This is a genomic window from Algoriphagus halophilus (assembly GCF_041729275.1).
Taxonomy (GTDB): Bacteria; Bacteroidota; Bacteroidia; order Cytophagales; family Cyclobacteriaceae; genus Algoriphagus; species Algoriphagus halophilus_A.
The window spans coordinates 1,432,203-1,454,204 of sequence record NZ_CP146486.1 but is presented as its reverse complement, the minus strand read 5'-3'; the positions used below and the strand labels follow the sequence as shown (position 1 = coordinate 1,454,204).

Annotated in this window: 23 protein-coding genes and 2 pseudogenes; 19 read left to right on the top strand and 6 right to left on the bottom strand. The window is 37.1% G+C overall.

Annotated features, from left to right (window positions below; all coding sequences use genetic code 11):
* Window positions 1-191 precede the first annotated feature (191 nt).
* The 8 genes and pseudogenes from V8V91_RS07810 (at window position 192) to V8V91_RS07775 (ending at window position 6,970) form a co-directional block, all read left to right on the top strand.
* Window positions 192-485: a hypothetical protein gene (locus tag V8V91_RS07810; RefSeq protein WP_373399594.1), complete on the top strand. Its 294-nt coding sequence runs from the start codon at window positions 192-194 to the stop codon at window positions 483-485.
* Window positions 443-2,457: pseudogene (locus tag V8V91_RS07805) on the top strand (Rv1355c family protein). Before V8V91_RS07810 ends, V8V91_RS07805 begins: the two are co-directional and overlap by 43 nt.
* A gap of 1 nt (window position 2,458) precedes the next feature.
* Entirely contained in the window at window positions 2,459-3,169 is a 711-nt protein-coding gene (locus V8V91_RS07800) for a hypothetical protein (protein ID WP_373399593.1), read from the top strand.
* A 19-nt stretch (window positions 3,170-3,188) separates the two neighbouring features.
* The gene (locus V8V91_RS07795) at window positions 3,189-3,887 is read left to right on the top strand and encodes a 7TM diverse intracellular signaling domain-containing protein (protein ID WP_373399592.1); all 699 of its coding nucleotides are present in this window, start codon (window positions 3,189-3,191) and stop codon (window positions 3,885-3,887) included.
* Window positions 3,888-3,963: 76 nt separating this feature from the next.
* A complete protein-coding gene (locus V8V91_RS07790; RefSeq protein WP_373400642.1) occupies window positions 3,964-4,794 on the top strand; it encodes a sensor histidine kinase in 831 nt (276 codons plus the stop codon).
* A gap of 35 nt (window positions 4,795-4,829) precedes the next feature.
* The gene (locus tag V8V91_RS07785; RefSeq protein ID WP_373399591.1) at window positions 4,830-5,267 is read left to right on the top strand and encodes a sensor histidine kinase; all 438 of its coding nucleotides are present in this window, start codon (window positions 4,830-4,832) and stop codon (window positions 5,265-5,267) included.
* On the top strand, window positions 5,257-6,342 hold the full coding sequence (locus tag V8V91_RS07780) for a hybrid sensor histidine kinase/response regulator (RefSeq protein ID WP_373399590.1): 1,086 nt from the start codon (window positions 5,257-5,259) through the stop codon (window positions 6,340-6,342). Before V8V91_RS07785 ends, V8V91_RS07780 begins: the two co-directional genes overlap by 11 nt.
* A gap of 88 nt (window positions 6,343-6,430) precedes the next feature.
* Window positions 6,431-6,970, top strand: coding sequence for an inorganic diphosphatase (locus V8V91_RS07775; protein ID WP_373399589.1), 540 nt, complete (start codon window positions 6,431-6,433; stop codon window positions 6,968-6,970).
* A 20-nt stretch (window positions 6,971-6,990) separates the two neighbouring features.
* On the opposite strand, the gene V8V91_RS07770 is transcribed toward V8V91_RS07775, so the two are convergent.
* Both V8V91_RS07770 and V8V91_RS07765 read right to left on the bottom strand, forming a co-directional pair.
* Window positions 6,991-7,449, bottom strand: coding sequence for a hypothetical protein (locus tag V8V91_RS07770; protein ID WP_373399588.1), 459 nt, complete (start codon window positions 7,447-7,449; stop codon window positions 6,991-6,993).
* On the bottom strand, window positions 7,436-8,041 hold the full coding sequence (locus V8V91_RS07765) for an ACP phosphodiesterase (protein WP_373399587.1): 606 nt from the start codon (window positions 8,039-8,041) through the stop codon (window positions 7,436-7,438). Before V8V91_RS07765 ends, V8V91_RS07770 begins: the two co-directional genes overlap by 14 nt.
* 63 nt (window positions 8,042-8,104) lie before the next feature.
* On the opposite strand from V8V91_RS07765, the gene V8V91_RS07760 reads away from it, so the two are divergent.
* From V8V91_RS07760 to V8V91_RS07710, 11 genes are all read left to right on the top strand, one after another.
* Window positions 8,105-9,619, top strand: a complete 1,515-nt coding sequence (locus V8V91_RS07760; protein WP_373399586.1) for an AAA domain-containing protein — start codon at window positions 8,105-8,107, stop codon at window positions 9,617-9,619.
* The gene (locus V8V91_RS07755; RefSeq protein WP_373399585.1) at window positions 9,514-10,032 is read left to right on the top strand and encodes a C-terminal helicase domain-containing protein; all 519 of its coding nucleotides are present in this window, start codon (window positions 9,514-9,516) and stop codon (window positions 10,030-10,032) included. Before V8V91_RS07760 ends, V8V91_RS07755 begins: the two co-directional genes overlap by 106 nt.
* A gap of 131 nt (window positions 10,033-10,163) precedes the next feature.
* Window positions 10,164-10,364 carry a hypothetical protein gene (locus tag V8V91_RS07750; protein WP_373399584.1) on the top strand — a complete coding sequence of 67 codons (201 nt, stop codon included), beginning with the start codon at window positions 10,164-10,166 and terminating at the stop codon, window positions 10,362-10,364.
* Between the two features lie 44 nt (window positions 10,365-10,408).
* A complete protein-coding gene (locus V8V91_RS07745; RefSeq protein ID WP_373399583.1) occupies window positions 10,409-11,011 on the top strand; it encodes a DUF4221 family protein in 603 nt (200 codons plus the stop codon).
* Window positions 11,012-11,581: 570 nt separating this feature from the next.
* Window positions 11,582-12,625, top strand: coding sequence for a hypothetical protein (locus V8V91_RS07740; protein WP_373399582.1), 1,044 nt, complete (start codon window positions 11,582-11,584; stop codon window positions 12,623-12,625).
* Window positions 12,626-12,858: 233 nt separating this feature from the next.
* On the top strand, window positions 12,859-13,005 hold the full coding sequence (locus tag V8V91_RS07735) for a hypothetical protein (protein WP_373399581.1): 147 nt from the start codon (window positions 12,859-12,861) through the stop codon (window positions 13,003-13,005).
* A 198-nt stretch (window positions 13,006-13,203) separates the two neighbouring features.
* The gene (locus V8V91_RS07730; protein WP_373399580.1) at window positions 13,204-13,344 is read left to right on the top strand and encodes a hypothetical protein; all 141 of its coding nucleotides are present in this window, start codon (window positions 13,204-13,206) and stop codon (window positions 13,342-13,344) included.
* Between the two features lie 60 nt (window positions 13,345-13,404).
* A complete protein-coding gene (locus V8V91_RS07725; RefSeq protein ID WP_373399579.1) occupies window positions 13,405-14,556 on the top strand; it encodes a DUF4221 family protein in 1,152 nt (383 codons plus the stop codon).
* 199 nt (window positions 14,557-14,755) lie between these two features.
* Complete coding sequence (locus tag V8V91_RS07720) at window positions 14,756-14,902, top strand: hypothetical protein (protein WP_373399578.1); 147 nt, start codon at window positions 14,756-14,758, stop codon at window positions 14,900-14,902.
* 126 nt (window positions 14,903-15,028) lie between these two features.
* Window positions 15,029-15,232, top strand: coding sequence for a hypothetical protein (locus V8V91_RS07715; protein WP_373399577.1), 204 nt, complete (start codon window positions 15,029-15,031; stop codon window positions 15,230-15,232).
* Window positions 15,233-15,341: 109 nt separating this feature from the next.
* Complete coding sequence (locus V8V91_RS07710) at window positions 15,342-16,505, top strand: 6-bladed beta-propeller (protein WP_373400641.1); 1,164 nt, start codon at window positions 15,342-15,344, stop codon at window positions 16,503-16,505.
* Window positions 16,506-16,625: 120 nt separating this feature from the next.
* Here the strand turns inward: V8V91_RS07710 and V8V91_RS07705 are convergent, their stop codons facing one another.
* The 4 genes and pseudogenes from V8V91_RS07705 to V8V91_RS07690 form a co-directional block, all read right to left on the bottom strand.
* Entirely contained in the window at window positions 16,626-17,090 is a 465-nt protein-coding gene (locus V8V91_RS07705) for a DUF4924 family protein (protein WP_373399576.1), read from the bottom strand.
* A 228-nt stretch (window positions 17,091-17,318) separates the two neighbouring features.
* On the bottom strand, window positions 17,319-18,791 hold the full coding sequence (locus V8V91_RS07700) for an efflux transporter outer membrane subunit (RefSeq protein ID WP_373399575.1): 1,473 nt from the start codon (window positions 18,789-18,791) through the stop codon (window positions 17,319-17,321).
* Window positions 18,788-20,288, bottom strand: a pseudogene (locus V8V91_RS07695) (efflux RND transporter permease subunit). The gene V8V91_RS07700 and the pseudogene V8V91_RS07695 overlap by 4 nt, the downstream one beginning before the upstream one ends.
* Complete coding sequence (locus tag V8V91_RS07690; RefSeq protein WP_373399574.1) at window positions 20,285-21,976, bottom strand: efflux RND transporter permease subunit; 1,692 nt, start codon at window positions 21,974-21,976, stop codon at window positions 20,285-20,287. The pseudogene V8V91_RS07695 and the gene V8V91_RS07690 overlap by 4 nt, the downstream one beginning before the upstream one ends.
* Window positions 21,977-22,002 lie beyond the last annotated feature (26 nt).

The following is a 22,002-nucleotide window of genomic DNA, read 5'->3' as shown; positions in this document are numbered from 1 at the left end:
CAACAGATAGTAATCCGTAGGACAAATAATCTTTTTTTAGTTAAAAAACAAACTAAGGTCAGTTTGAAATCTATTTAGGGCGTTAGGTGATAAATTATTCTCAATAAATTAATTGATTATGTTTAAGAAAATATTTGACATAAATCTTAATAAATTATCTTTACTGAGCTATTCACCCCCAGATTACACAAATGTCCATTAAAAATTTCGCGGATCAAAATGTAAATTATTCTGCTGTAATTCTAAACCCAACCCTTGAGTCTGACTGGTTAAAAATCAAAGAATTACAAAAGAGTGAATTTGTTTTTGTTTCAGATCAAATTGAAAGTCAAATAGGAGATTTAATCAAATCAGAAAATCCTGAAAGGACTATACCCAGCCAAGAGTTAGATGACTTGGTACAAAACTTTTTAAATAAACTAGAAAAAGATAAGTATGGCAATTGGGTGTTTTTCCTTGGAAAAATACTTTGGTACATGTTTTAGCAGAAGAGGAATTTATTAAAATCAGAACGCTTAGAAATAATTTTAAAATAACTCCTTCGGAACAAGATTTATTAAGTAAAAAGAAAGTAGGAATTGTAGGCTTATCTGTAGGTCAAAGCATCGCATTGGCCATGACTCTGGAGAGAGGATATGGGGAGATCAGATTAGCAGATTTTGATACATTAGAACTCAGTAATTTAAATAGATTGAAAGCTGGTGTTACTAGCTTAGGGTTAGAAAAAGTCATATTAGCAGCCAGGAGATCGCAGAAATAGATCCTTACCTCAAGGTGAAGGTCTATAGAGAAGGAATCACACCCGAGAATATTGAAGATTTTCTTTTGGGGGATGGAAAGTTGGATTTGCTGATTGATGAATGCGATAGTTTGGATATCAAGGTGCTGTTGCGGGAAAAAGCAAGGCAACACCGAGTGGCCGTGATGATGGATACTTCGGATCGGGGGATGTTGGACATTGAACGCTTCGATATAGAGCCTGAAAGAGAATTGTTCCATGGATTATTAAAAGGGGTAGATGTAAACTCTCTCAAAAGCCTTTCTAATACAGAGAAAGTATCCATAGTTTTGAAAATTACTGGATTGGAAACTCTGACTCCTCGAATGAAAGTGTCCCTATTAGAAATAGGGCAAACAATCAGTAGCTGGCCTCAGCTGGCCTCAGGAGTATTTCTAGGTGGAGCCTCTGTGGCACATGCAGCCAGGAAATTTCTATTGGGAGAAGATGTAAAATCCGGGAGATTCTATGTGGACTTTGATCAACTTTTTAACCTAAAAGAGGCAGAAGAAATTGAGGTTGAAGCACCAGTCTATGAAAAGCTTTCGGACTTTCAATTTGAAGTTCCAACGAATGTTTTGCAGTCAGCTTACCGACTTTCAAGGGAAGAGCTAGAATTATTGGTGGATCAGGCAAACTGGGCACCTTCAGGAGGGAATATTCAACCTTGGGTTTGGGTTTTTGATAAAAAAGGAATCCTTCATCTCTTTCATGACAAAGTAAGAAGTCACTCCATGCTGGATTATAAAGGCTCTGGTTCTTTGATTGCTTTTGGAGCAGCATTGGAGAATATTCGATTACAAGCCGGTAAACTTGGAATCGAGGTAGAAATCATCTATCAAATCAGCGATTTTGAACAGGATTGTATTGCCAGTGTTCGGTTTGTATCCAAACAACCTAATCCACTCCCTATCAAATTTGCTGAGTTAGTCGATGGGATTAACCTTCGGTGCACAAATCGAAAAAATGCATCTAGGTATATTTTGAGCGAGGAGGAACTACAAGCTTTGGCTGAGGTAGCCAAAGAAGATGATGTTTCCATGGAGTGGACTTCTGAGCCAGAAGATTTAGTGCAGTTGGCAAAAGTGGTGGGAGGAATGGACCGTTTACGGTTTTTCCACGATCAAGGCCTGACGGATTTTATAAATGAAGTCCGTTGGACAGAAAAAGAAGCGATTGAAACAAAAGATGGAATCGATATCGCTACATTGGAGTTGAAAGGGGCAGAAAGAGCAGCTATGGGGCTATTGAGAGATCCTAGAACCATTCGATTTTTTAGGAAGTACTTGATGGGGTACGGCCTGACAAAAATTTCCAAAGACACGATTACCACTGCTTCCGCAATATTCTTACTGAAAACTCCAAATTATACACCGGTTTCGATTTTAAAAGTGGGAACGGTACTCCAAAGGGTTTGGATTAAAGCCAATATGATGGGCTTAAGTGCACAACCAGTTTCGGCGATGCTGTTTATTTTTCATATGTATTTGAATGAAAAGGAATCAGGTTTTACCCAAATTGAAGGCAAAGAGATTGAAGAATTAAAGAAAACGTTTAATTATATTTTTAATAAGCCAGTTGATCAGAAAGAAATTTTTATGTTTAGGGTGAATAAGGCAGGTGATCCTTCCGTAAAATCCTATCGCAGAGATCTGTCAGAAACCTTAATTACTATCTGAAATGTTCAATTTTAAGGCATTTAGAGCGATTGATGAACCAGAACGATGTGAGAAATTCGTTCAAGGTCATTCTGACGTATTGAAGCAATATGGAGTCACTAAGGTAACCTCCTCAAATAATGATTGGGTGAATAACCCTTTTGTGTATGTAGTGACAGTGGAGACGGCGGACACCCAGGAAGTAGTGAGTGGATTGAGAATACACATTGCACACCCAGATTACCCTTTACCGATGGAGCAAGCGGTATCCCAAGTAGATCACAAAATTTTTGATTTGGTAAAAGACTATTCAGTAGAAGGAACGGGAGAAGTTTCTGGCTTATGGAATTCTAAGTCCATTTCTGGGTATGGAGTAGGAGCTGTTTTATTGATTCGGGCGGGGATTGCAATTGCAACACAACTCAAATTAGGTTCCTTATTGGCCTTGGTAGCTGAATACACCTTGAAGCCTTCTTTGCAAAAGGGATTTGAAATTGAAACAGGAATAGGAAATTCAGGAACATTCTTTTATCCAAAATTGGATTTGGTAGCTACTTCTATAGTGATGAAAGACCCTGAAAATTTACCTTTGGCAGATTCGTCGGAGAGAGAAAGAATTATGGAGTTGAGGGAAAAGCTTCAGTTTAATAAGATTGAAGAAGGGCCCAAGGGGAAATTTGAGGTTAATTATGACCTATTATTGACTAACATTAATTGGAGAAATGACATTTAGGATTTTTATTTTAGGCCTCATGTTTTTTGCAGGGGCCTACCAGGTATCTGCACAAGAAACAGAAAAGGTTGAATGTTTTTCTTATTTACTCGCAGAAAATGATGTAAAGATTGGCGAGGTAATAAATAGTGGTGAATTCAGTTCCAATGACTGTCAAAATTTCAATTTTGGAATTAATTCCAAAACTTTGTGGATCAAATTAGAGCTTTCTAATTTAAGCAATTTTGAAAACCCTGTCTTTGCACTTAATTCATCTTCTGCGGACCATGTGCGACTTTTTTCCATAAAAAATGGGGAGGTTCTAAAAACTCATGAAAACGGTCGTCTATTAGGGATTGAAGAGCGGGATTTTCCATCTCAGAAAATAGCCTTCGAGTTTGATCAGAATGAAATTGATGCAGATTATTATTTAGTCAGGCTTGATAATGTCGATAAAAAGATATTTTACGGTTTCCTTTCTTCAAGGGAGACATTACTGGATATTATCACCTTTGAAGATTTGCTTTTCGGACTTTTGACCGGAGTTTTTATAGGTCTATTCTTCTATAATCTGTTTCTTTATTTCTCTGTCAAGGACAAGATTTACTTCGTTTATGTTCTTCATACCCTATTAGTTTGGTTTGCACAAGCTTCCATATTGGGATATACGCAAAGTTTGCTTTGGCCAGATTGGGATTGGATGAATCAGCGATCTATTGTTATTTTTCTTCCTTGGTAAGTATTGTAGGGATTTGGTTTTTGCGAATTTTTCTAATGTCCAATAGCATTGTTCCTAAACTGGATAAAGGTTTTCGATTCATATTTATTGTCTATGGATTTATTTTGGCAAATGCCTTCTTTTTTCCACTACGATCAGTTATCAGGTAATACTAGTCACCCAGTCTATTGTAGTGATTTTTGTGTTATTGGTGGCCATCATGATTCTTCGAAAAGGATATAGACCTGCCCGATATTACTTGTTGGCTTGGTCCATCTTTATGATTGGTATTTTCCTTTTTGTATTTAGTGAAATGGGAATTATTCCTTCCAATAACTTGACTGCCTATATCATGCCTCTGGGGTCTGCATTAGAGGTAGTGTTACTTTCTTTTGCATTGGCTGATAGGATCAACATTCTCAAGAAAGAAAAAGAAAAAGAGCAGGCTGAGCGTTTGGAGGTCTTGAAGGAAAATGAAATTCTGGTGCGTGAACAGAATACGCTTTTAGAGAAAAAAGTAAAATTGAGAACCGATGAATTAGAGCATGCACTTCGGAATTTGCAGAATACCCAAAGTCAGTTGGTAAGTCAGGAGAAGATGGCTTCATTGGGTCAGTTGACGGCTGGTATTGCACATGAAATCAATAACCCTATCAACTTTGTGAGTTCAAATATCACCCCGCTTAAAAGGGATATTAAAGATATCATGGAAGTTATTGAGTTTTACAGAACTACTGGTAGCTCTGAATTTACTGAAGGCTCTAAAAAGAAAGCCAAGGATTTGGAGGAGGAGTTGGAGCTGGATTATGTGCTAGACGAAGTAGATCAATTGCTCAAAGGGATGGAGGATGGAGCGAGAAGAACTGTGGAAATCGTAAAAGGTTTGCGGATTTTCTCACGAGTAGATGAGCAGGATGTTAAAAAGTAGATATTCATGATGGCATCAATAGCACCATCATTCTTTTGAACAGTCAAATTCCCGGAAAAATTAGAATTGTACGTGAATTTGGAGAATTGCCAATGGTAGAATGCCTGGCAGGAAAGATCAATCAGGTATTTATGAATATTATCAATAATGCCATTCATGCATTATCTGACCATATCGATGAAATTAAGGATCCACATATTACCATCAGAACAGTGGCCAATGCAGAAGAAACTGTTACGGTAGAAATAGAAGATAATGGACCAGGTATGCCAGATAATGTGAAAGAGCGTATATTTGAACCATTCTTTACTACTAAAGCAGTCGGCAAAGGTACTGGCTTGGGGCTGTCAATTGTTTATTCTATTATTGAGAACCACAAAGGAACCTTGGAAGTAAAATCAAAACAAGGAGAGGGAACCACTTTTATTATCACCCTTCCAGTATACCAAAGTACTCAGAAATATGAGCAATAAAATCCATGTGCTCTATATTGATGATGAGGATAACAACCTCAAATCATTTAGAGCAACTCTTAGAAAAGACTTCAAAATTTTTACAGCTATAGATGCTGAGGAGGGACTGAGAATCGCTCAGGAAGAGGAGATTCATGTAGTCATTGCAGATCAAAGAATGCCTGGAATGACAGGTACTGAATTCTTTGAGAAAATGGTGAAGATCAATCCGGACCCTATCAGAATCTTATTGACAGGCTATTCGGATATTGCCAGTGTCATTGATGCAATCAATAAAGGTGAAGTGTATCGATTTATTGATAAGCCATGGAATATTGAGCAAATCAAAAACTCGATAAAAAATGCTGCTGATATTTATTTCATGCGGATGGAATTGAAGGAAAAGAATGTAAAGCTCAAAAAGCTTCATTCGGAAATGAACCAGTTTGTTTACAGCCTTTCCCATGAATTACGAGGTCCATTGATGAGTATTTCTGGGATATCGAAGTTGGCAAAACTTGAAGTTCAAGACCCTCAAACCTTGGAATATTTTGAAATGATTGATTCGGCAACGGTCAAACTTGATGACTATATCTACAAGATGCTGGATTTTTACAGATCCACTAAAATAGACCATAAAGTTACCGCAGTCGATTTCAAAGAAATTGTTCGTCAACAAATGGAAGCCTATCATGCGAAATTTGATTTGACGAATTTTCATATTGATGTACAGATCAATCAGGATCACGATTTCTTTTCAGATGATGCCAAAATCCGTGTGATATTGAATAACCTGTTTAGCAATTCGGTACAATTTCAAAAACAAGAGCCTGGGCCTAAGAATATTAGCCTAACCATCGATGTGATGGAAGATTCGGCGATGATCTCCGTTGAGGACAATGGAATAGGAATTGATGCCAAGCATCATCCTGAAGTTTTTAACCTTTTTACTCGTGCCACACAAAAAAATGTAGGAGTAGGATTGGGGCTGTATATGGTGAAAGAGGCGGTTGAACAAATGGGTGGAAAAATCAACTTGAAATCAGCTTTGGATGAAGGAACACAGATAACTGTGATTCTTCCAAGCATGAAATAAGACAGAAAATATGTCAAATAACTTCTAAACTGTATCTTTGCTGTCCAAAAGTAAAGAATCCCACTTTTTATTACCAAATACAAAAAATATGATTAATCCTTGGCACGACGTCAATATCGGGAAAAATGCCCCTGAAACTGTAATGGGCGTGATCGAAATTCCGAAAGGAAGTAAAGGCAAATATGAGCTAGATAAGAAGACAGGTATGTTATACCTTGACAGAGTTCTTTTCTCTGCGGTTCATTATCCAGCTAACTATGGGTTTATTCCTCAGACTTTTTGTGAGGACCACGATCCATTGGATATCTTGATTATCTCCCAAATTGATATCCCTTCCATGTGCTTGGTTGAAGCAAAAGTGATTGGAGTGATGAGAATGATTGACGGTGGCGAGGCTGATGATAAAATCATTGCTGTAGCGGCAGGAGATCAATCTGTAAATTATATTGAAGATATCGATAACCTTCCTCCACATTTGATGAAAGAAATTCACAGATTCTTTGAAGATTATAAAAAGCTTGAAAACAAAGAGGTGAAAGTGGAAGACTTCTTGGGTAAAGAAGATGCCATGCGCATTATCCAAGAAAGCATTGAGCTTTACGATAAGAATTTTAGAACTGCACGATAAAATGAAAGCCTGAGAAATTCTCAGGCTTTTTTGCTTTTAACTTTTTGCTTTCCTGCCTTCTTCAGTAGGTACTTGATCAATTGATCATAGGATTCATGTTCATGGTTGGAGATAGAGATTGATTGCTGATCTTTGAATGCCACTGTCAATTGCTTGAACTCTTTTTTGTTGGCCATGACCTTTTCTTCATCCCATGCTAAAATCTCGGTTACCGGATACACCTTCTGATAGCTTTTAAGCGGCATCCTAACAACAATTTGATCTTTTCCTGCCGCAATGAATCGGTATCCAGCCAATAATTTGACTAAGATCATTAAAATGACTAAAGAAATTAAAGGGCAAGCAATCAAATAAAACCAAAGACCAAAACTTCCTACATAGGCAAAATCACGTAAAATAAATACAAGTCCAGCAATTAGGATCAGGACTACAAGTCCTAATGAAAAGTAGGTAGAGAGTTTTGGTTTAATCAGAATCATTGTTTTGTTGGATTTCGTCCAGTTTTTGCTTTGCAAAAGTCTTTAAATCTTCGAAAAAAGCGAAAAATATCAATTCAAATTCTGCTTCTTTCTCCAAGAGGGCCAGATGTGCTTGTTCCATTTTAGAATCAAACCGAGTTCTTTTAGATAATCCTGTCAAGGAGCGTTGGATCCCTTCAATGGAAGAATAGTTTAAAAGCCAGTTATCTTTTTTCATCCAGTAAAACAGATTGCCAAAGCGCTCAGGGAAATAATTTTCATACCTTGATATTTGTTCATATACATCCTTGGTAAAGATTTCCAGAGATTGATTCGAATATCTACCCCAATTTCTTCCTAGGAAATAGTCAAAATAAATGTCGGTAATGACGGTAGAATAGTGACCAAATTTCGGTCTGAGGTAGGTCTGGCCTGCTCTTACGAGTGGATGGGTATCCGTAAATTTATCGATTTCACGATGTAATAGGATTCCTTGTCTTATGCCAGTGGGGTATAGATCCATCATTTTCCCCTTTACGAAATCACCAAAAAAATTACCCACGAGAATTTCTTCTTGATGAAAGGAAAGATAGGCATGGGCTAAGTAATTCATCCTTGTTTTTTGAATAGAAAACCTAAAAGGTTTTGATTAGTTTCAACCCTAAAATACGGATAGATGCCAAATATCAAGGAAGAATTAAAAAATGGACTGAAACTGCTGAAGTTAGAATGGCAGGAAGACCTCGCTCAATACAAGAAAAAATTCTTAAATACTTCTTTGGCAGATAAGAAAAAAGAGGGGATTACCTGGCATCCGATCCAATTGAAAAAGAGTAAGATAGGGATGGGGGAACGATTGTTGGTAGAGGTGGAACGATTCGACTCCAACCATCCATCTGCCTTTAATTCCGGAAAATCTGTATCATTTTTTACCACTCAGGATAGTTATCAAAGTGCCGAGCACCGGGTGAACGGAGTGATCAATTTTGTGAAGAAAAATTCCATGACGGTTACGCTTCAGGTAGATGAAATCCCAGATTGGATGGAAGGGAATAGACTGGGAGTCGATTTACTGTTTGATGAGGCTAGTTACCGCGAAATGGAGTTTGCCTTAAAGAAGGTGATTTCGGGAGAAAATCAACGGGTGGAAGAACTGAAAGATATGTTACTTGGAGACAAAGCTCCTCAGTTTTCAGACAAGCCACAGCCACTAAATGAGTTCCTAAATGATTCCCAGAATAAAGCTTGTTTCAAAATAGCCAATGCCAAAGATGTAGCCATTGTGCATGGCCCTCCGGGTACCGGGAAAACCACTACCTTGATTGCAGCCATAGAGCAGGCAGTGATTGCGGGACAATCCATCTTAGTCTGCGCACCAAGTAATGCCGCAGTGGACCTGTTGGTTGAAAAATTAATAGATAGAGGAATAGAGACCTTGCGATTGGGACACCCGGCACGTGTAGAGGAGAAAATTTTGAATCAGACGTTGGATGCCAAAACAGCTAACCATGCCAGCTACAGAGATCTTAAAAAGCTTCGTAAAGAAACTGATCAGTACTTAAAATTGGCCAAGCAGTACAAGCGCAATTTTGGACCAGAAGAGCGAGTGCAGCGTAAATTAATGTATGCAGAAGTGAGCAGGATCAGGGAAGCAGCCAAATCTCTGGAAGAATACATCCAATACGATATTTTTCAGCAGACCAAAGTCTTTGCGAGCACCTTGGTAGGAGCCTCCACCTATAGTTTGAAAGGGATGGAATTTGATGTGGTATTTATAGATGAAGCTGCACAAGGATTGGAAGCAGCCACTTGGATTCCGATCTTAAAGGCCAAGAAAGTCGTCTTGGCAGGAGATCATTGTCAGCTGCCTCCTACGATCAAATCCTATCATGCGGCACAAGAGGGCTTGGCTAAAACACTTTTTGAAAAAGTAATAACCAGAAAACCTCAGGCTGCGCAGATGTTGCAAATACAATATCGGATGCCAGAAGATATCATGGGCTTTTCCAATGACTATTTTTATCATGGAGAACTTAGAGCAGCTGCTAACACCTCAAGCCATTTTTTCCAAATGAGGAAGGGGTCTTGGAGTGGATTGATACAGCTGGAGCTGGATTTACAGATCAAAAAGAAGAAGAAAGCCTCAGTACATTCAATCCCGAAGAGGCTGCTTTTGCCTGCCGATACTTGAATGAGATGATTGTGAGAATTGGAATTTCAAATTTTAAGCAAGAAGGATGGACCATTGGATTAATTGCCCCATATGGAGCTCAGGTTCGCTTGTTGAGATCCTTGATTTTTGAGGGATATGATTATCCTAACCTGAAGGCGTTTTCGGATAGGATTACCATCGATACCGTTGATGGTTTCCAAGGACAAGAACGGGATTTGATGTTGATATCATTAACCCGATCTAATGAAAAGGGGGAAATTGGTTTTTTGGCCGATGAACGCAGGATGAATGTGGCTTTGACCCGTGCAAAAAGAAAACTGGTACTCATTGGAGATAGTAGCACCCTCGCTCAAAATAACTTTTTCGATCAGTTACTTCAGTATTTTGAAAGCCATCAGGGGTATAAAAGCGTTTGGGAGTTTTTGGGGTAAAAAAAAACTAACTGATAATCAGCCACCTAAAATTAAAATTTTAAGAAAACTAAATTTAATTTTGAAAAAAAAACAGTTGCTTAATTGAAAGACTATTTATTTAATTTTAACCTTTTAAAATTTTAAGATTTATGAAAAAATTAATTTTTGCAGGATTCACATTTTGTTTGATCCTAATTGGTAGCTTAAATGTAATTAAAGCTGAAGAACCAGGACCATTTTTAAAGCAAGGACATTGGGTTCCTTTGGCTAATGGTGGAGCAGAGTGTATGACACATTGGTGGAATAATGATTGTAAAGTAGGAGATATCCAAGAACCTGGAAGCGAATAAAAGGATTGCCCCTATCTTATTTGATAGGGGCTAATTTTAATAAAATGAGAGGAAATTTATTTTTAATAGGCTCATCTATACTTTTGTTATTGTTTTCATGTCAGAGATCCATTGATTTAGAAAATAGTGATTGTCAAGTAGATTTTACTATTCAAGAAAACACAAAACCTGAAGACCTAAAAATACAATCACCTGATGATTTTGGAGGAGGAATAATATCCTCTTTTATTTTCGAGGATTCATTGGGATATTTTTTACCAAGTAAGCCTAAAAATAAGCTTTTTGTGGCAGACTTACAGAATGGTGGCTTTATAGAAGAAATTACCCTTGATCCCAACTTTATTACTTACCCATCTGGTGTACAGGTGATTTCCAAGGACAGTATTTTAATTTCTGATTTTCAATTTCCGGTTATTTTTTTAATCAACAGGCAAGGCGAGATTCTAGATTCCTATAATTTGTACAGGGAGAATTTATGGGAAATGCCAAAAGAAGGCTTTGACAATTTTGGGTTATATTTTGGTTTTGGAGCCACTTTCCATTTCATTCCTGAGAGAAATAGTTTTCTAATTCCATTAAGGCAAATGGATCAGTGGTTTTTTGTGGAGGAAAAAAGAACTTTCCTGCTATCGGAGAATATAGTTTAGATAAAAAAGGATTTGTTAATTTTTTTGGGAAATATCCAGGGATTTATGCTTCAGATAAAAACACCTTATTACCTTTTTACCTAAGTCACCCGATTGTCGAGCTAGTGGAAGACAGAGTGGTTTTGAGCTATCCAATGGATCCTGATTTATATGTTTTTGACCTTGTTGGACAGCATTTGGAAAAAAATGTGGATCTGTTCCAGAATTTGAACTTGGCCTTCCACTGGAGTACGATATGAACGAATATGATACTAAAGGTATCAGGGATTTTAACAAGTCCAATTCTTATTTTGGAAATTTATTCTTTGTAAAGAATCAGGAAAAATTTGTTCGGATTTTTCAAAGTGCATCAAAGATGCAACCGGCTTTTGTTCTTCAAAGAAGCTATATGCCATTATTTTTGATAAAAATTTAAATTTAGTTGAAGTCAATGAGTTGCCAGAGGAATTTGATGGGAATGAGTTTATCTACCAATCTGCTTTTAAAAATGGTTTTATTTCAAAAAAATCTAATCTTGAAAGTGACGACATTTTTCCTCTAAATAATTATTACCAGTTAGAAAATTGAAAAATGAATAGAATACTTATTTGCCTTGGATTTTTCTTCTTTGTCATCACTCAAGCCAAACCACAATCTACAGATCCATCTGAATTTCAAGCACTAGAACTGTCATTGGATAATATGTTTTATGGAAATGATAACCACGATCTTTCGAAGCTATTTTGGTTAAATGAGGACGAAATCATTTCTATTCGCTTTAAAAATTCAAGGCCAAAAGATGTGATTCTGTTAAATAGTCAGCGACTGATTACCGACAGCTTGAGCATCAATCAGATGTTTTTAGAAAATTACACCAATAGTTCTCCAAATTTCATTTCTATAAATGGTTTCATTCAAGTAGAACAAAGTAAGTTTATCATTCTCCATAACTTTGGAAGTACCGTAGTTCAGGTCTCTAAGGATAAATTTGAACTATTGGAGAAAAGAATAAAAGCTGAAAAGCCTCCTATTTCTACTGAATTTTTAGAAGGATATAAGTTACTTGCTTTGGAGAAATATACCATTGGTTATAAAATGGATGAGAACAAATGGCTTAAATCCCCCGATTATTGGGTGTATAATTGGGAAAGTGGGGCATTTGCTCAATATCAAGATTCTAAGTTTGAAGAAAGTTCAAAGAATAGGTATTGGGACCTTAAAAATAGTTTGGAGACATATAGTACTTACAGCTTTTTTGTCTACTACATAACACAGACCAAAGAAGGACTTCTTTTCAATCTACCCTTAAAAAACCGGTTTGTTTTATTCTCTAACAATACAAACCAAATGCAAGGGTATAGTTTTCCTGATTTGGATAAGAAAAGTCAGTGCTGGTATGCGTTTTATGATTGGGAGTGGAACAGGTTTTTTGGTGTATTAGATGAAAATAGTCACTATTCCATATTTGCCTTAGATATGGACTCAAAATCTTACCATAAATTAGCTGAGCTAAAAGAGCAACCTTTGGGGATGAATGATGGAAAAGTATATGTTAGAAATATAGAAAAGATAAATAAAAAAGAAGGGTATTTTATCGATCATTATTTAATTGATCTATTTCCCAAATTAAAGTAAAGTGTATTATCCTTTTAATTCCATTGATTTTATAAATCAAATAGCCAATTCCGACCAGAAAGTGTAGCATCAAAATCCCGACAATTATAAAAAATGCTGGTATTGCTCAATGGGTGATTTTAGTTTTTTGGCAAAGAATGAACGGTTTGGTAATACCTACTGAGATAGCTCAAAACATCCCCAAAAGCTTCTGCAGATTTTAAAAGTTCATCAAAAACGTTATGTTTTAACGGATGAACGTCAATTTAACCCGTGCAAAACGAAAACTGGTTCTGATTGGCGATAGCAGCACCTTGGCGCAAAACCCATTTTTCGATCAGTTACTTCAGTATTTTGAAAGCCATCAGGGGTATAAAAGCGTTTGGGAGTTTTTGGGGTAAAAAAAATAACTGATAATCAGTTAGTTGTAATTATTTTCTCTAGAAAACTAATTACAACTTTGAAAAAAAAATAGGTGTTAGATTAAATTCTTAATTAAATTTTTGTTCAATTAAAATCGTTTTTATTATGAGAAAAAAATTTTAGTTTTAAGCTTAGTTCTATTTTCTATTGGAAGTGTTTTTGCTACCTATGGACAGGTGTGTGACACTCAACCAGATCCTGGACAAATTGTTGGTAAATGTATTTCAGGTAGCAATGAAGAAGGCCAATATGCTGCTTGTGGAATTAACTATGAAGGACCTATTTGTTATTTTGGTAAACCTGCAGGAGAACAATGATTTTTTAAAACCAGGTTCGCCTGGTTTTAATTTTATTGGTAATTGATTATTCGAGACAAAATGAAATTAAGAAACATACTGATTTTTTTTATCTTTTTTTATGGATGCAAAACACCAGATGAAAAAATCAATAATGAAGAAGAACAACCTTCAGTAATTGAGGAAAAAAGCTATAAGCTTCCACTAGATTCAGAAACATCGTTATATAATAGATTAAATGATGTTGGTGATATTGATGGTCAGGAATCTTTATTGTTGTTCAATCAAAATGCAAACACTTTGCAAGTTTATGATCTTGGTTCAGAGACTTTAAAAGATAAGATAAAGTTTCCTTGGGAGGGCCCCAATTCCTTACAAGGCATAATGTTTCCATATGGTTTTCATTATATTAATCCTGATTCGTTAATTTTTTATAGTGGAATGTTTAAGATAATTTATTTGGCTAATCTTAATGGAGAGGTATATAATGAAATATCACTTTCAGACCATTCAAATGGGTTCGGTTCAGTTTTGCCAAGATCCCCAATTGCATACAAGGATGGAAATGTATATATGCAATCCCTTCCCAGGTTGCCTGTACAGATTCCAGAGGATTATATCTATCCATCCAATAAAATTTCTAAAATTAATTTAGATAATGGAACCTATGAAGAATTTGAATTAGATTTTCCAGAGATTTATGATAGCAAAGTTATTTCTCAACAATTGAAAATGATCGACATTGTTTATAACTCTAAAGCAGATAAATTTGTGATAAGTTTCCCCCTATCTGATGAAATTTATGTTACAGATTTTAAATCTGAACCCCAAACTTATTTAGCAAATAGTGATTTGGTAGTTGATCCAATAGAAACAAATAAAAATAATACGATTGTTAGTGAATCCAGCTTGGGTAATTTTTATTATTGGATGAATAGCTCTTATGATAAGATAATTTATGATTCTGAAAATGATGTATATATTAGGCAAGCTCGGGCAGGACTTTCTGAACAACAATATCTAAATAAAGAGTTTAAGAGCAAAAAGGAGTTAATTATTTTAAATTCAGATTTCAATATAATTAATAAGATCCCTTATGAAAGTGCTGAGATGTATTACTATTTTTTTAAGGACGAAAGATTTTTTTGGAATAAGAATATTCAAGAATTTAATTTACAGGCAGGTGTTGAAGATACCTTATTTTTTGATTCAGTTAAATTGAAAATAAATTAAGCTATAAGACATCTAATGAAAAGTATGTCTATAATTTATCTATCGCTTAGAATTTAGATAGATTATATTTGTGAATTAGCCAAAATTAATTACTTGACAGGGAATGAACTGTTTGGTAATACCTGCTGAGATAGTTCAACACATCCCCAAAAGCTTCTGCAGATTTTAAAAGTTCATCAAAAACGTTATGTTTTAACGGATGAACGTCAATTTAACCCGTGCAAAACGAAAACTGGTTCTGATTGGCGATAGCAGCACCTTGGCGCAAAACCCATTTTTCGATCAGTTACTTCAGTATTTTGAAAGCCATCAGGGATATAAAAGCATTTGGGAGTTTTTGGGGTAAAAAAATTAACTGATAATCAGTTAGTTGTAATTATGTTCTCTAAAAACTAATTACAACTTTGAAAAAAAAATAGGTGTTTAATTAAAGTGTTATTTATATCATTTAACCAATAAAAATTTAAAAATTATGAAAAAATTGATTGTTGTAGCATGTTCAATGTGTTTTGCTTTTTGTTTTAGTGTTACTCAACCAACTTTTGCAAACTATGATCCTTCAGTAATGATGCCTGAAGCAAAGTTGTGTCCTAGTAAAATGTCTTATTACACAGCATGTGTTCAATATGGTATGGGATGTAATCCCGATGCTTGTCACGATTCAGGGGAGCAATAAGTACTAAAGGCTAGGTTTCAATTTATGAAACCTTAGCCTCTAGTTTTTTCTGAATTAAAAAAACAAATATTTATCTAATTTTAATTATGTGCCTTAAGTTCTTAGAAAGATTCCATCTAAAAGTTGTATTCTTTTTCTTTCCTTCTTAATTTCTTGTTCTGAAAGAACTTCAAGGGCTAAAGTAAATGAGTACCCTAAAATAATTTCATTGGATGATTCAAATAGTATGATTAAGGGGAAATTCCTTGAAAATTTTCAATTAAAAGAAGTTGTCGAATTGGAAAATAGAAGGGGTTACTTTTTAGCAGAAATTAGTAAAATAGATCTAACTAATAGCGGATTTATAATTTTTGATAATGAATTGGATAATTTACTGAATGTGGATTTTCAAGGAAATATTATAAATAGAATTTGTGAAATAGGTGAAGGTCCTGATCAGATGTCTTCCATTAGTGATTATGCATTTGATCCTATCCGAGAAGAAATTTATGTAATAGGACCAGGTAATTTTAGAGTTAAAGTATTTCGTCTTGATGGAACGTTTGTAAGAGATTTTAAAATGGAAACTCAAGCAGATCAAATAACATTGCTTGGCGATAAACCGGTTTTAACACTTACTTATTTTAATCCATATTTTAAATATTTAAGTGTTTTAAATAATAATGGAGATACATTAAAAACTACTTTTCCATTCCCGAAAGAAACTTTTCCTATCGGGTTGCAACATATTTCTGGAAATTTAACTAATTCTTATCTAGGTGGTGTTTTGGTAAATGAACCAGCCTCATCAACACTGTATTTTTTAGATAAAGAGTTGAATTTTACTCCTAGATATAAATTTGAATCATCAAATGATTTGTGGCCGGAAGAGGATCGCCATGATTTGAATGCTTATTTTGAAAGGCTTTCTTCAGGAAATTTATCATTCTTGACAAACTTTTATGAAGAAAGTGAATCTTATTTATTCTTTAATTTAAATGTTAAAAAAACAGAGGGAAGTCGGTTTGTAATTGATCCTAGAATCGGTTATTACAATGTCAATACTAGTCAAATTTTTCTAAGTGATAAAGAAGAATTTATGTTGGATATTAAAGGTCCATTGGCTGTAACTGGTAATGATTTTTATGTGTACATTTCAAAAATGAACTTGGTGGAGCTCGTCCTATCTGGCGACAATATATGGAAGACAATCTTGGCTGATTTTCCTGAAATCAGAATCTTAGAAAAGGCTGATTATGATACACCAGTATTATTGAAATTTGGGGTGAAGTAATCTCAAAATTTCTCAATCCTCTAACCTTCAAAATCTATCCTCAATTTTTAGACAACTTCTCTCTCTTTCGATAATTATAGCTTAATAAACTCAACACTTCCCCATATGCTTCCGCAGATTTTAGCTGTTCATCAGAGACTTTTTTCCTAAAAGTCGGCAAAGCAACAATCCATAAATCCCATTTAAGCAAATCTGAATCTCGTTTCCCAAGTCTTTGCCTTCTGCCTGCATGACCGCATCAATGATCAACGGTTTTACTTTAGAATAAGCCTCAAAATAGGTTCCATCCGATTTCAATAAATTCCAATGGATTTTAGCCAATTCCCCCACCAATTGATGGAGTTCCTTCAAATGCCCTTTTTCTAGAATTTGTTCCACATTCATTTGATCCAATAAGGATAAATACCAATCGGATATTTCAGCTTTTTCCTTTTCAGAAACGGGATACTTTTCTACGACATATTGTTTGATTTCGTCTGGATTTCCTTGGTAGGATCTTACTAGGTCTTCCATTTGATACATGTAAATAATGTATTCCGCTATGTTTTGAGCTTTTTGTTTTCTGCTACCGACTTCATGGCGCAAAGGTAAGAAAAGATTGTTTTTTGTTTGTAGCCGTTTCAAAAGGAATAGTACTTGGCAAAAGGGCGGTTTTTGTCACGCTGAGGTTCCCTGATTGATTTGTTTAGGCTAAATAAGTGTCAGTCCGAGCGGAGTCGAGGACCTTTCGATTTAGAGACGCTCGTCTCTCAAGTGTTCAAGGTGACCCAATCTATATTTCTAACTATCCAAAAATTAATTAAATCTATTTGATCATTCCCCTTCGACTTGCCAACCGCCACCTAGACTTCTGTATAATTCTACTTTGGCCAAAGCCAATTGCATTTTTAACTGTACCACTTCCAGCTGGTTTTGAAGTGCATCCTCTTGGGCATTGATGATTTCCAAGTAATTCGCAAAGCCACTTTGAAAGAGCAAAAATGCATCAGTCATACTCTTGGTAGTCGTCCTTAACCGCTCTTGGGCAATATCGTATTCCTCTTGAAGCTTTTCAATATTAACCAACGCACTGGATACTTCACTAATGGCAGTATTCACTTTGTCTCGGAAGTCCAATTCAGCTATCTCACGTTCCTTGATCGCAATACGGTGATTGGTCTTTAATTTTCTGTTTTGGAAAATAGGCTGGAACAAAGCCCCATTGATCAGGGCAAATCCAGAACTGAATGGATCCAATACATTCCCAAAACTCATGGAGTTTAACCCGGCACCCGCATTAATGGTTAAAGAAGGGTATTTCATGGCTTGGGTGATCCCAACTTTTGCATTGGCAGCTACTAGATTATACTCTGAAGCAGCCACATCAGGTCTGTTTTGAATCAAGTCGATCGGTACCCCGGTACTAAATCGGTGATCTAGTGCCAGCTGGTCCAGTACTCCCTCCAGTTCGATTTCAGAAGGTACATTTCCCAACAAATTGTTTAATTTGTTTTCCTGGATGATATAGGCTTTTTCCAATTGAGGGATCAATGCCTTGGCTCTTAACATCTGGGACTGGGTTTGCTGAACAGCCAAGGATGTGTTCTCGCCAGCATCGTACTGAAGCTTGACGATTTTTAAGGTGTTTTGGCTGAGGCTGTAGTTTCTTTCTGCCACGGTCAACTGAGATTTCAGCATCAACATATTGAAATAGGTCGAAGAGATCTCCGAAACCAAAGCCGTTTGAAGTGCTTTTTGAAACTCTGCCGTTTGCATATACCTGGCTTGGGCAGCTTCTTTTTGCCATCTTAACTTACCCCAAATATCAATCTCCCAACTTGCTTGCAATGCTACCGCATAAGCTAAATTTTCGGTATATAAGGTTCTGGGAACCCCATCTGGATGATTTCTTCTAGCTCTATTCGAGCCGTAATTATTGTAGTTTTCCGAATAATATTCCCGGGTAAACCTTGCAGGATTGGCCCCAAGGCTAGGTAAGAAATTGGCTTTAGTTTGCAGGAAGCTTTCACTTGCAATTTCAATTTGCTTTCTGGCTTTTTGCATGTCAAAATTTCCTGACAGCGCCGTGTCGATCAGGGAATTCAACGTGGAGTCCTGGAAGAAATCTTCCCAAGAAATCAGAGCGATTTGTTCTTCCCCGATAAATACACTGTCTTGCAGTTTTTTACTACCATAGAATTCATCGGGTAAATCCGTTTCAGGTCGGGTATAATTCTCTCCGACTTTGCAACTTACCGCTACGATAAGCAATAAGAAAAGGGGTATTAATCTCTTAGTGTACATCATTGTTCTGCGGTTTCTACTTTTTTACTGGTAGTCAAAGTGAATCTATCCTGCAGCTGTTGGAATAGATAGGCCAATACAGGGATGAAAATAAGTCCTAGTGAAATCCCGAAAATCATTCCCCCGGCAGTACCAATACTGACTGATTTGGTTCCTTCTGCGGAAGATCCTACGGAGAACATCAAGGGAACCAACCCTGCTGTAAAGGCAAATGAGGTCATCATAATAGGTCTCAATCGCAATTCACAGGCTTCTATGACCGCCTCAAAGACAGGTAGTCCAGCTCTTCTTTTTGTGCCACGAACTCTACAATCAGGATGGCATTCTTTGCCAAAAGACCAATCAGCATGATCAGTCCCACCTGGACATAAATATTGTTGTCTATGCCTACCAAATTTATGGAAGCGAAAATCCCCAGAATACCTGCAGGCAAAGAAAGAATCACGGCCATAGGAAGCCAGAAACTTTCGTACTGTGCTGCCAGAATGAAATAAGTCAGGATGATACTGATGATGAAAATCGTGGTGGTACTGGAGCCAGATTTCTTTTCTTCCAAACTCATCCCCGTCCATTCAAAACCAAGGTTGGCAGGAAGTTTATCTTCGCTGAATTTCTCCAACATATCCATAACATCACCCGTGCTGTATCCTTGAGCTGGTGTAATGTTGATTCTGGCTGCATTGTATAGATTGTACCTAAATACCGTCTCCGGTCCATACGTTTGTTCAAGACTTACAAAGGAGCTAAGCGGCACCATTTCTCCTTTGTCATTTTTGACCATGATTGAATTAATGGCATCGGGGTTTCTCGGTATTCAATGTCCGACTGCATGTATACCATGTATTGACGGGTGAATCGGTTGAAATCACCCACACGGGTTCTACCGAAGTTAGACTGAATAGTAAACATCATGTCTTTTACACTGACCCCTAAAGCTTTTGCTTTTTCATAGTCGATGTTCAGTTTGAACTGAGGGAAATTGGTGTTGTAGGAAGTAAAGGCTTTTTCGATTTCTTTTTGTCTGGAAAGTTCCGCTACAAACTCATGGATCAACACTCCAAATTCAGCCAAATCCCCATCAGAATAATCTTGAAGAACAATCTGGACCCCATCGAAATTACCAAATCCCTGTACCGTCGGTCTTGGATACATATTGATTCTGGCTTCATTCAAAACGCTGAGTTTATTGGTCAAATGCTTGACCACTTCCTGGATATCAGAAATGTCTCCCCGCTCTGAAACTTCTTTTAGTTTCACATAGCCCAATCCAGTAGAAGCACTTTCTGAATCATCCACAATATTGTAACCAGAAACTGTGTTGACGCTAGCTACAGCCGGCTCCAAGTGTAATAAAGAATCTGCCTGACGTAGTAGTTGGTTAGTTCGGTAAAGCGAAGAACCTTCCGGCATGGATAATGAGAAGATTAGGAAGTTGTCATCTTCTGTAGGGATAAAACCTTTGGGAGTATTGGAGGCCAAGAAATAGGTAAGTCCAGTCACGAGGACCAATCCCCTACGGTCCACCACTTACGAAGGATGGCCCATTTGATTAATCGGATGTATTGAAAGGTAAACTTGTCAAAAACAGTGTCAAATTTCTTTAAGCTTTTGGTCTTGATAGACTTGATTTTGTCCATCTTCTCAGACTCTTTGATCTTTCCGATCAGGTTGTTTTTAGCAGCCTTCTTTTCCTTTTTCTTACCTAAAATCAAGGCGCTCAAAACAGGAACCAACGTCAATGCATTGATTGCTGAAATCAAAACGGCAAAGATGATGGTGAATGCAAATTCCTTATAGAATACTCCCACTGGTCCATCTAAGAAGCCTGCAGGTAAAAATACGGCGGCAATCACAATGGTAATGGAAATAATCGCTCCGGTGATTTCAGACATAGCTGCGTTGACCGCATCCAATACCTGCATTCCTTGATCGTGGATTTTTTCGTAAATCGCCTCAATCACCACAATGGCATCATCCACCACAATACCGATTGCCAACACGATGGAGAACATACTGAGCACATTCATGGTGGCCCCGATTAATTGAAGGAAAAAGAATGTGCCTATCAATGAAACAGGGATAGAAATTGCCGTGATGATGGTCGCTCTAAAATCCTGTAGGAAGATAAATACAACCAAAAAGACCAATACAAATGCCTCAATTAAGGTTTGTCGAACATGGTGCATAGACTCATCGATTTGGTCACGCACACTATAGGTGATTTTGTAATGAATTCCTTCAGGGAATGCCTTAGCCTGCTCCTCCATGATTTCACGAACAGCTTTGTCAATTTCCACTGCATTGGCTCCTTGCTGCTGTACAATATCAATGGTGACTGCAGATTTACCATCCAGTTTGTTCTCACTGGCATAGTTCGATGCACCGAACTCCAGTCGGGCCAAATCCTTTAATCGAAGTTGGGATCCATCCTCCTCAGATTTGATGACGATGTTTTCATATTCTTCTGGTTCACTGAATCGCCCACTATGTTTTAATACTATCTCAAATGTTTCCTCTGAGTTTTCACCAAACCTACCTGGAGCCGCTTCAAAACTTTGGTCTCTTACTTCATTTAACACCTCTCTAGGAGTCAATCCATAGAGCGCCAGTTTTTCTGGGTTGAGCCAAATTCGCATGGCATAATCCCGGGAGCGCAAGATGGAAGCTTCTGCAATACCGCCCACACGTTTTAACTCTCTACGGATTTTCATCCGGGTGTAGGCATTTAGGAAAGTCTCGTCATAATCATCACTTTCACTGTAGATGTTGATGGTCATCAAAGATCCTTTCAAGCGTTTCAACACGACAATACCTGCTTCTCTCACCTCGGAAGGGATTTGCTCCATGACCTTAGAGATCCTGTTTTGAATTTCTACAGCGGCCACATTGGGATCGGTCCCGGGCTCAAAGTACACGGTAGATCGACCTCTTCCTGAGTTAGTGGCTGTGGAGTTGACATAACTCATGTTTTCTGCCCCGTTAATTGCCTCTTCAAGAGGTAAGAGCACTGAATTAGCTACGGTTTCTGCATTGGCACCGGGGTAATAAACCTGCACACTGACACTAGGAGGTGCGATTTCGGGAAATCGCTCTACGGGAAGCATGGTCATGCTCGCTGCACCGGCCAATACCAATAGAATGGAGATTACCAATGCCAAAACTGGCCTTTGTATAATGTTTTTTATCATGCGGTTTTCAGAATAGGCCTAGATGA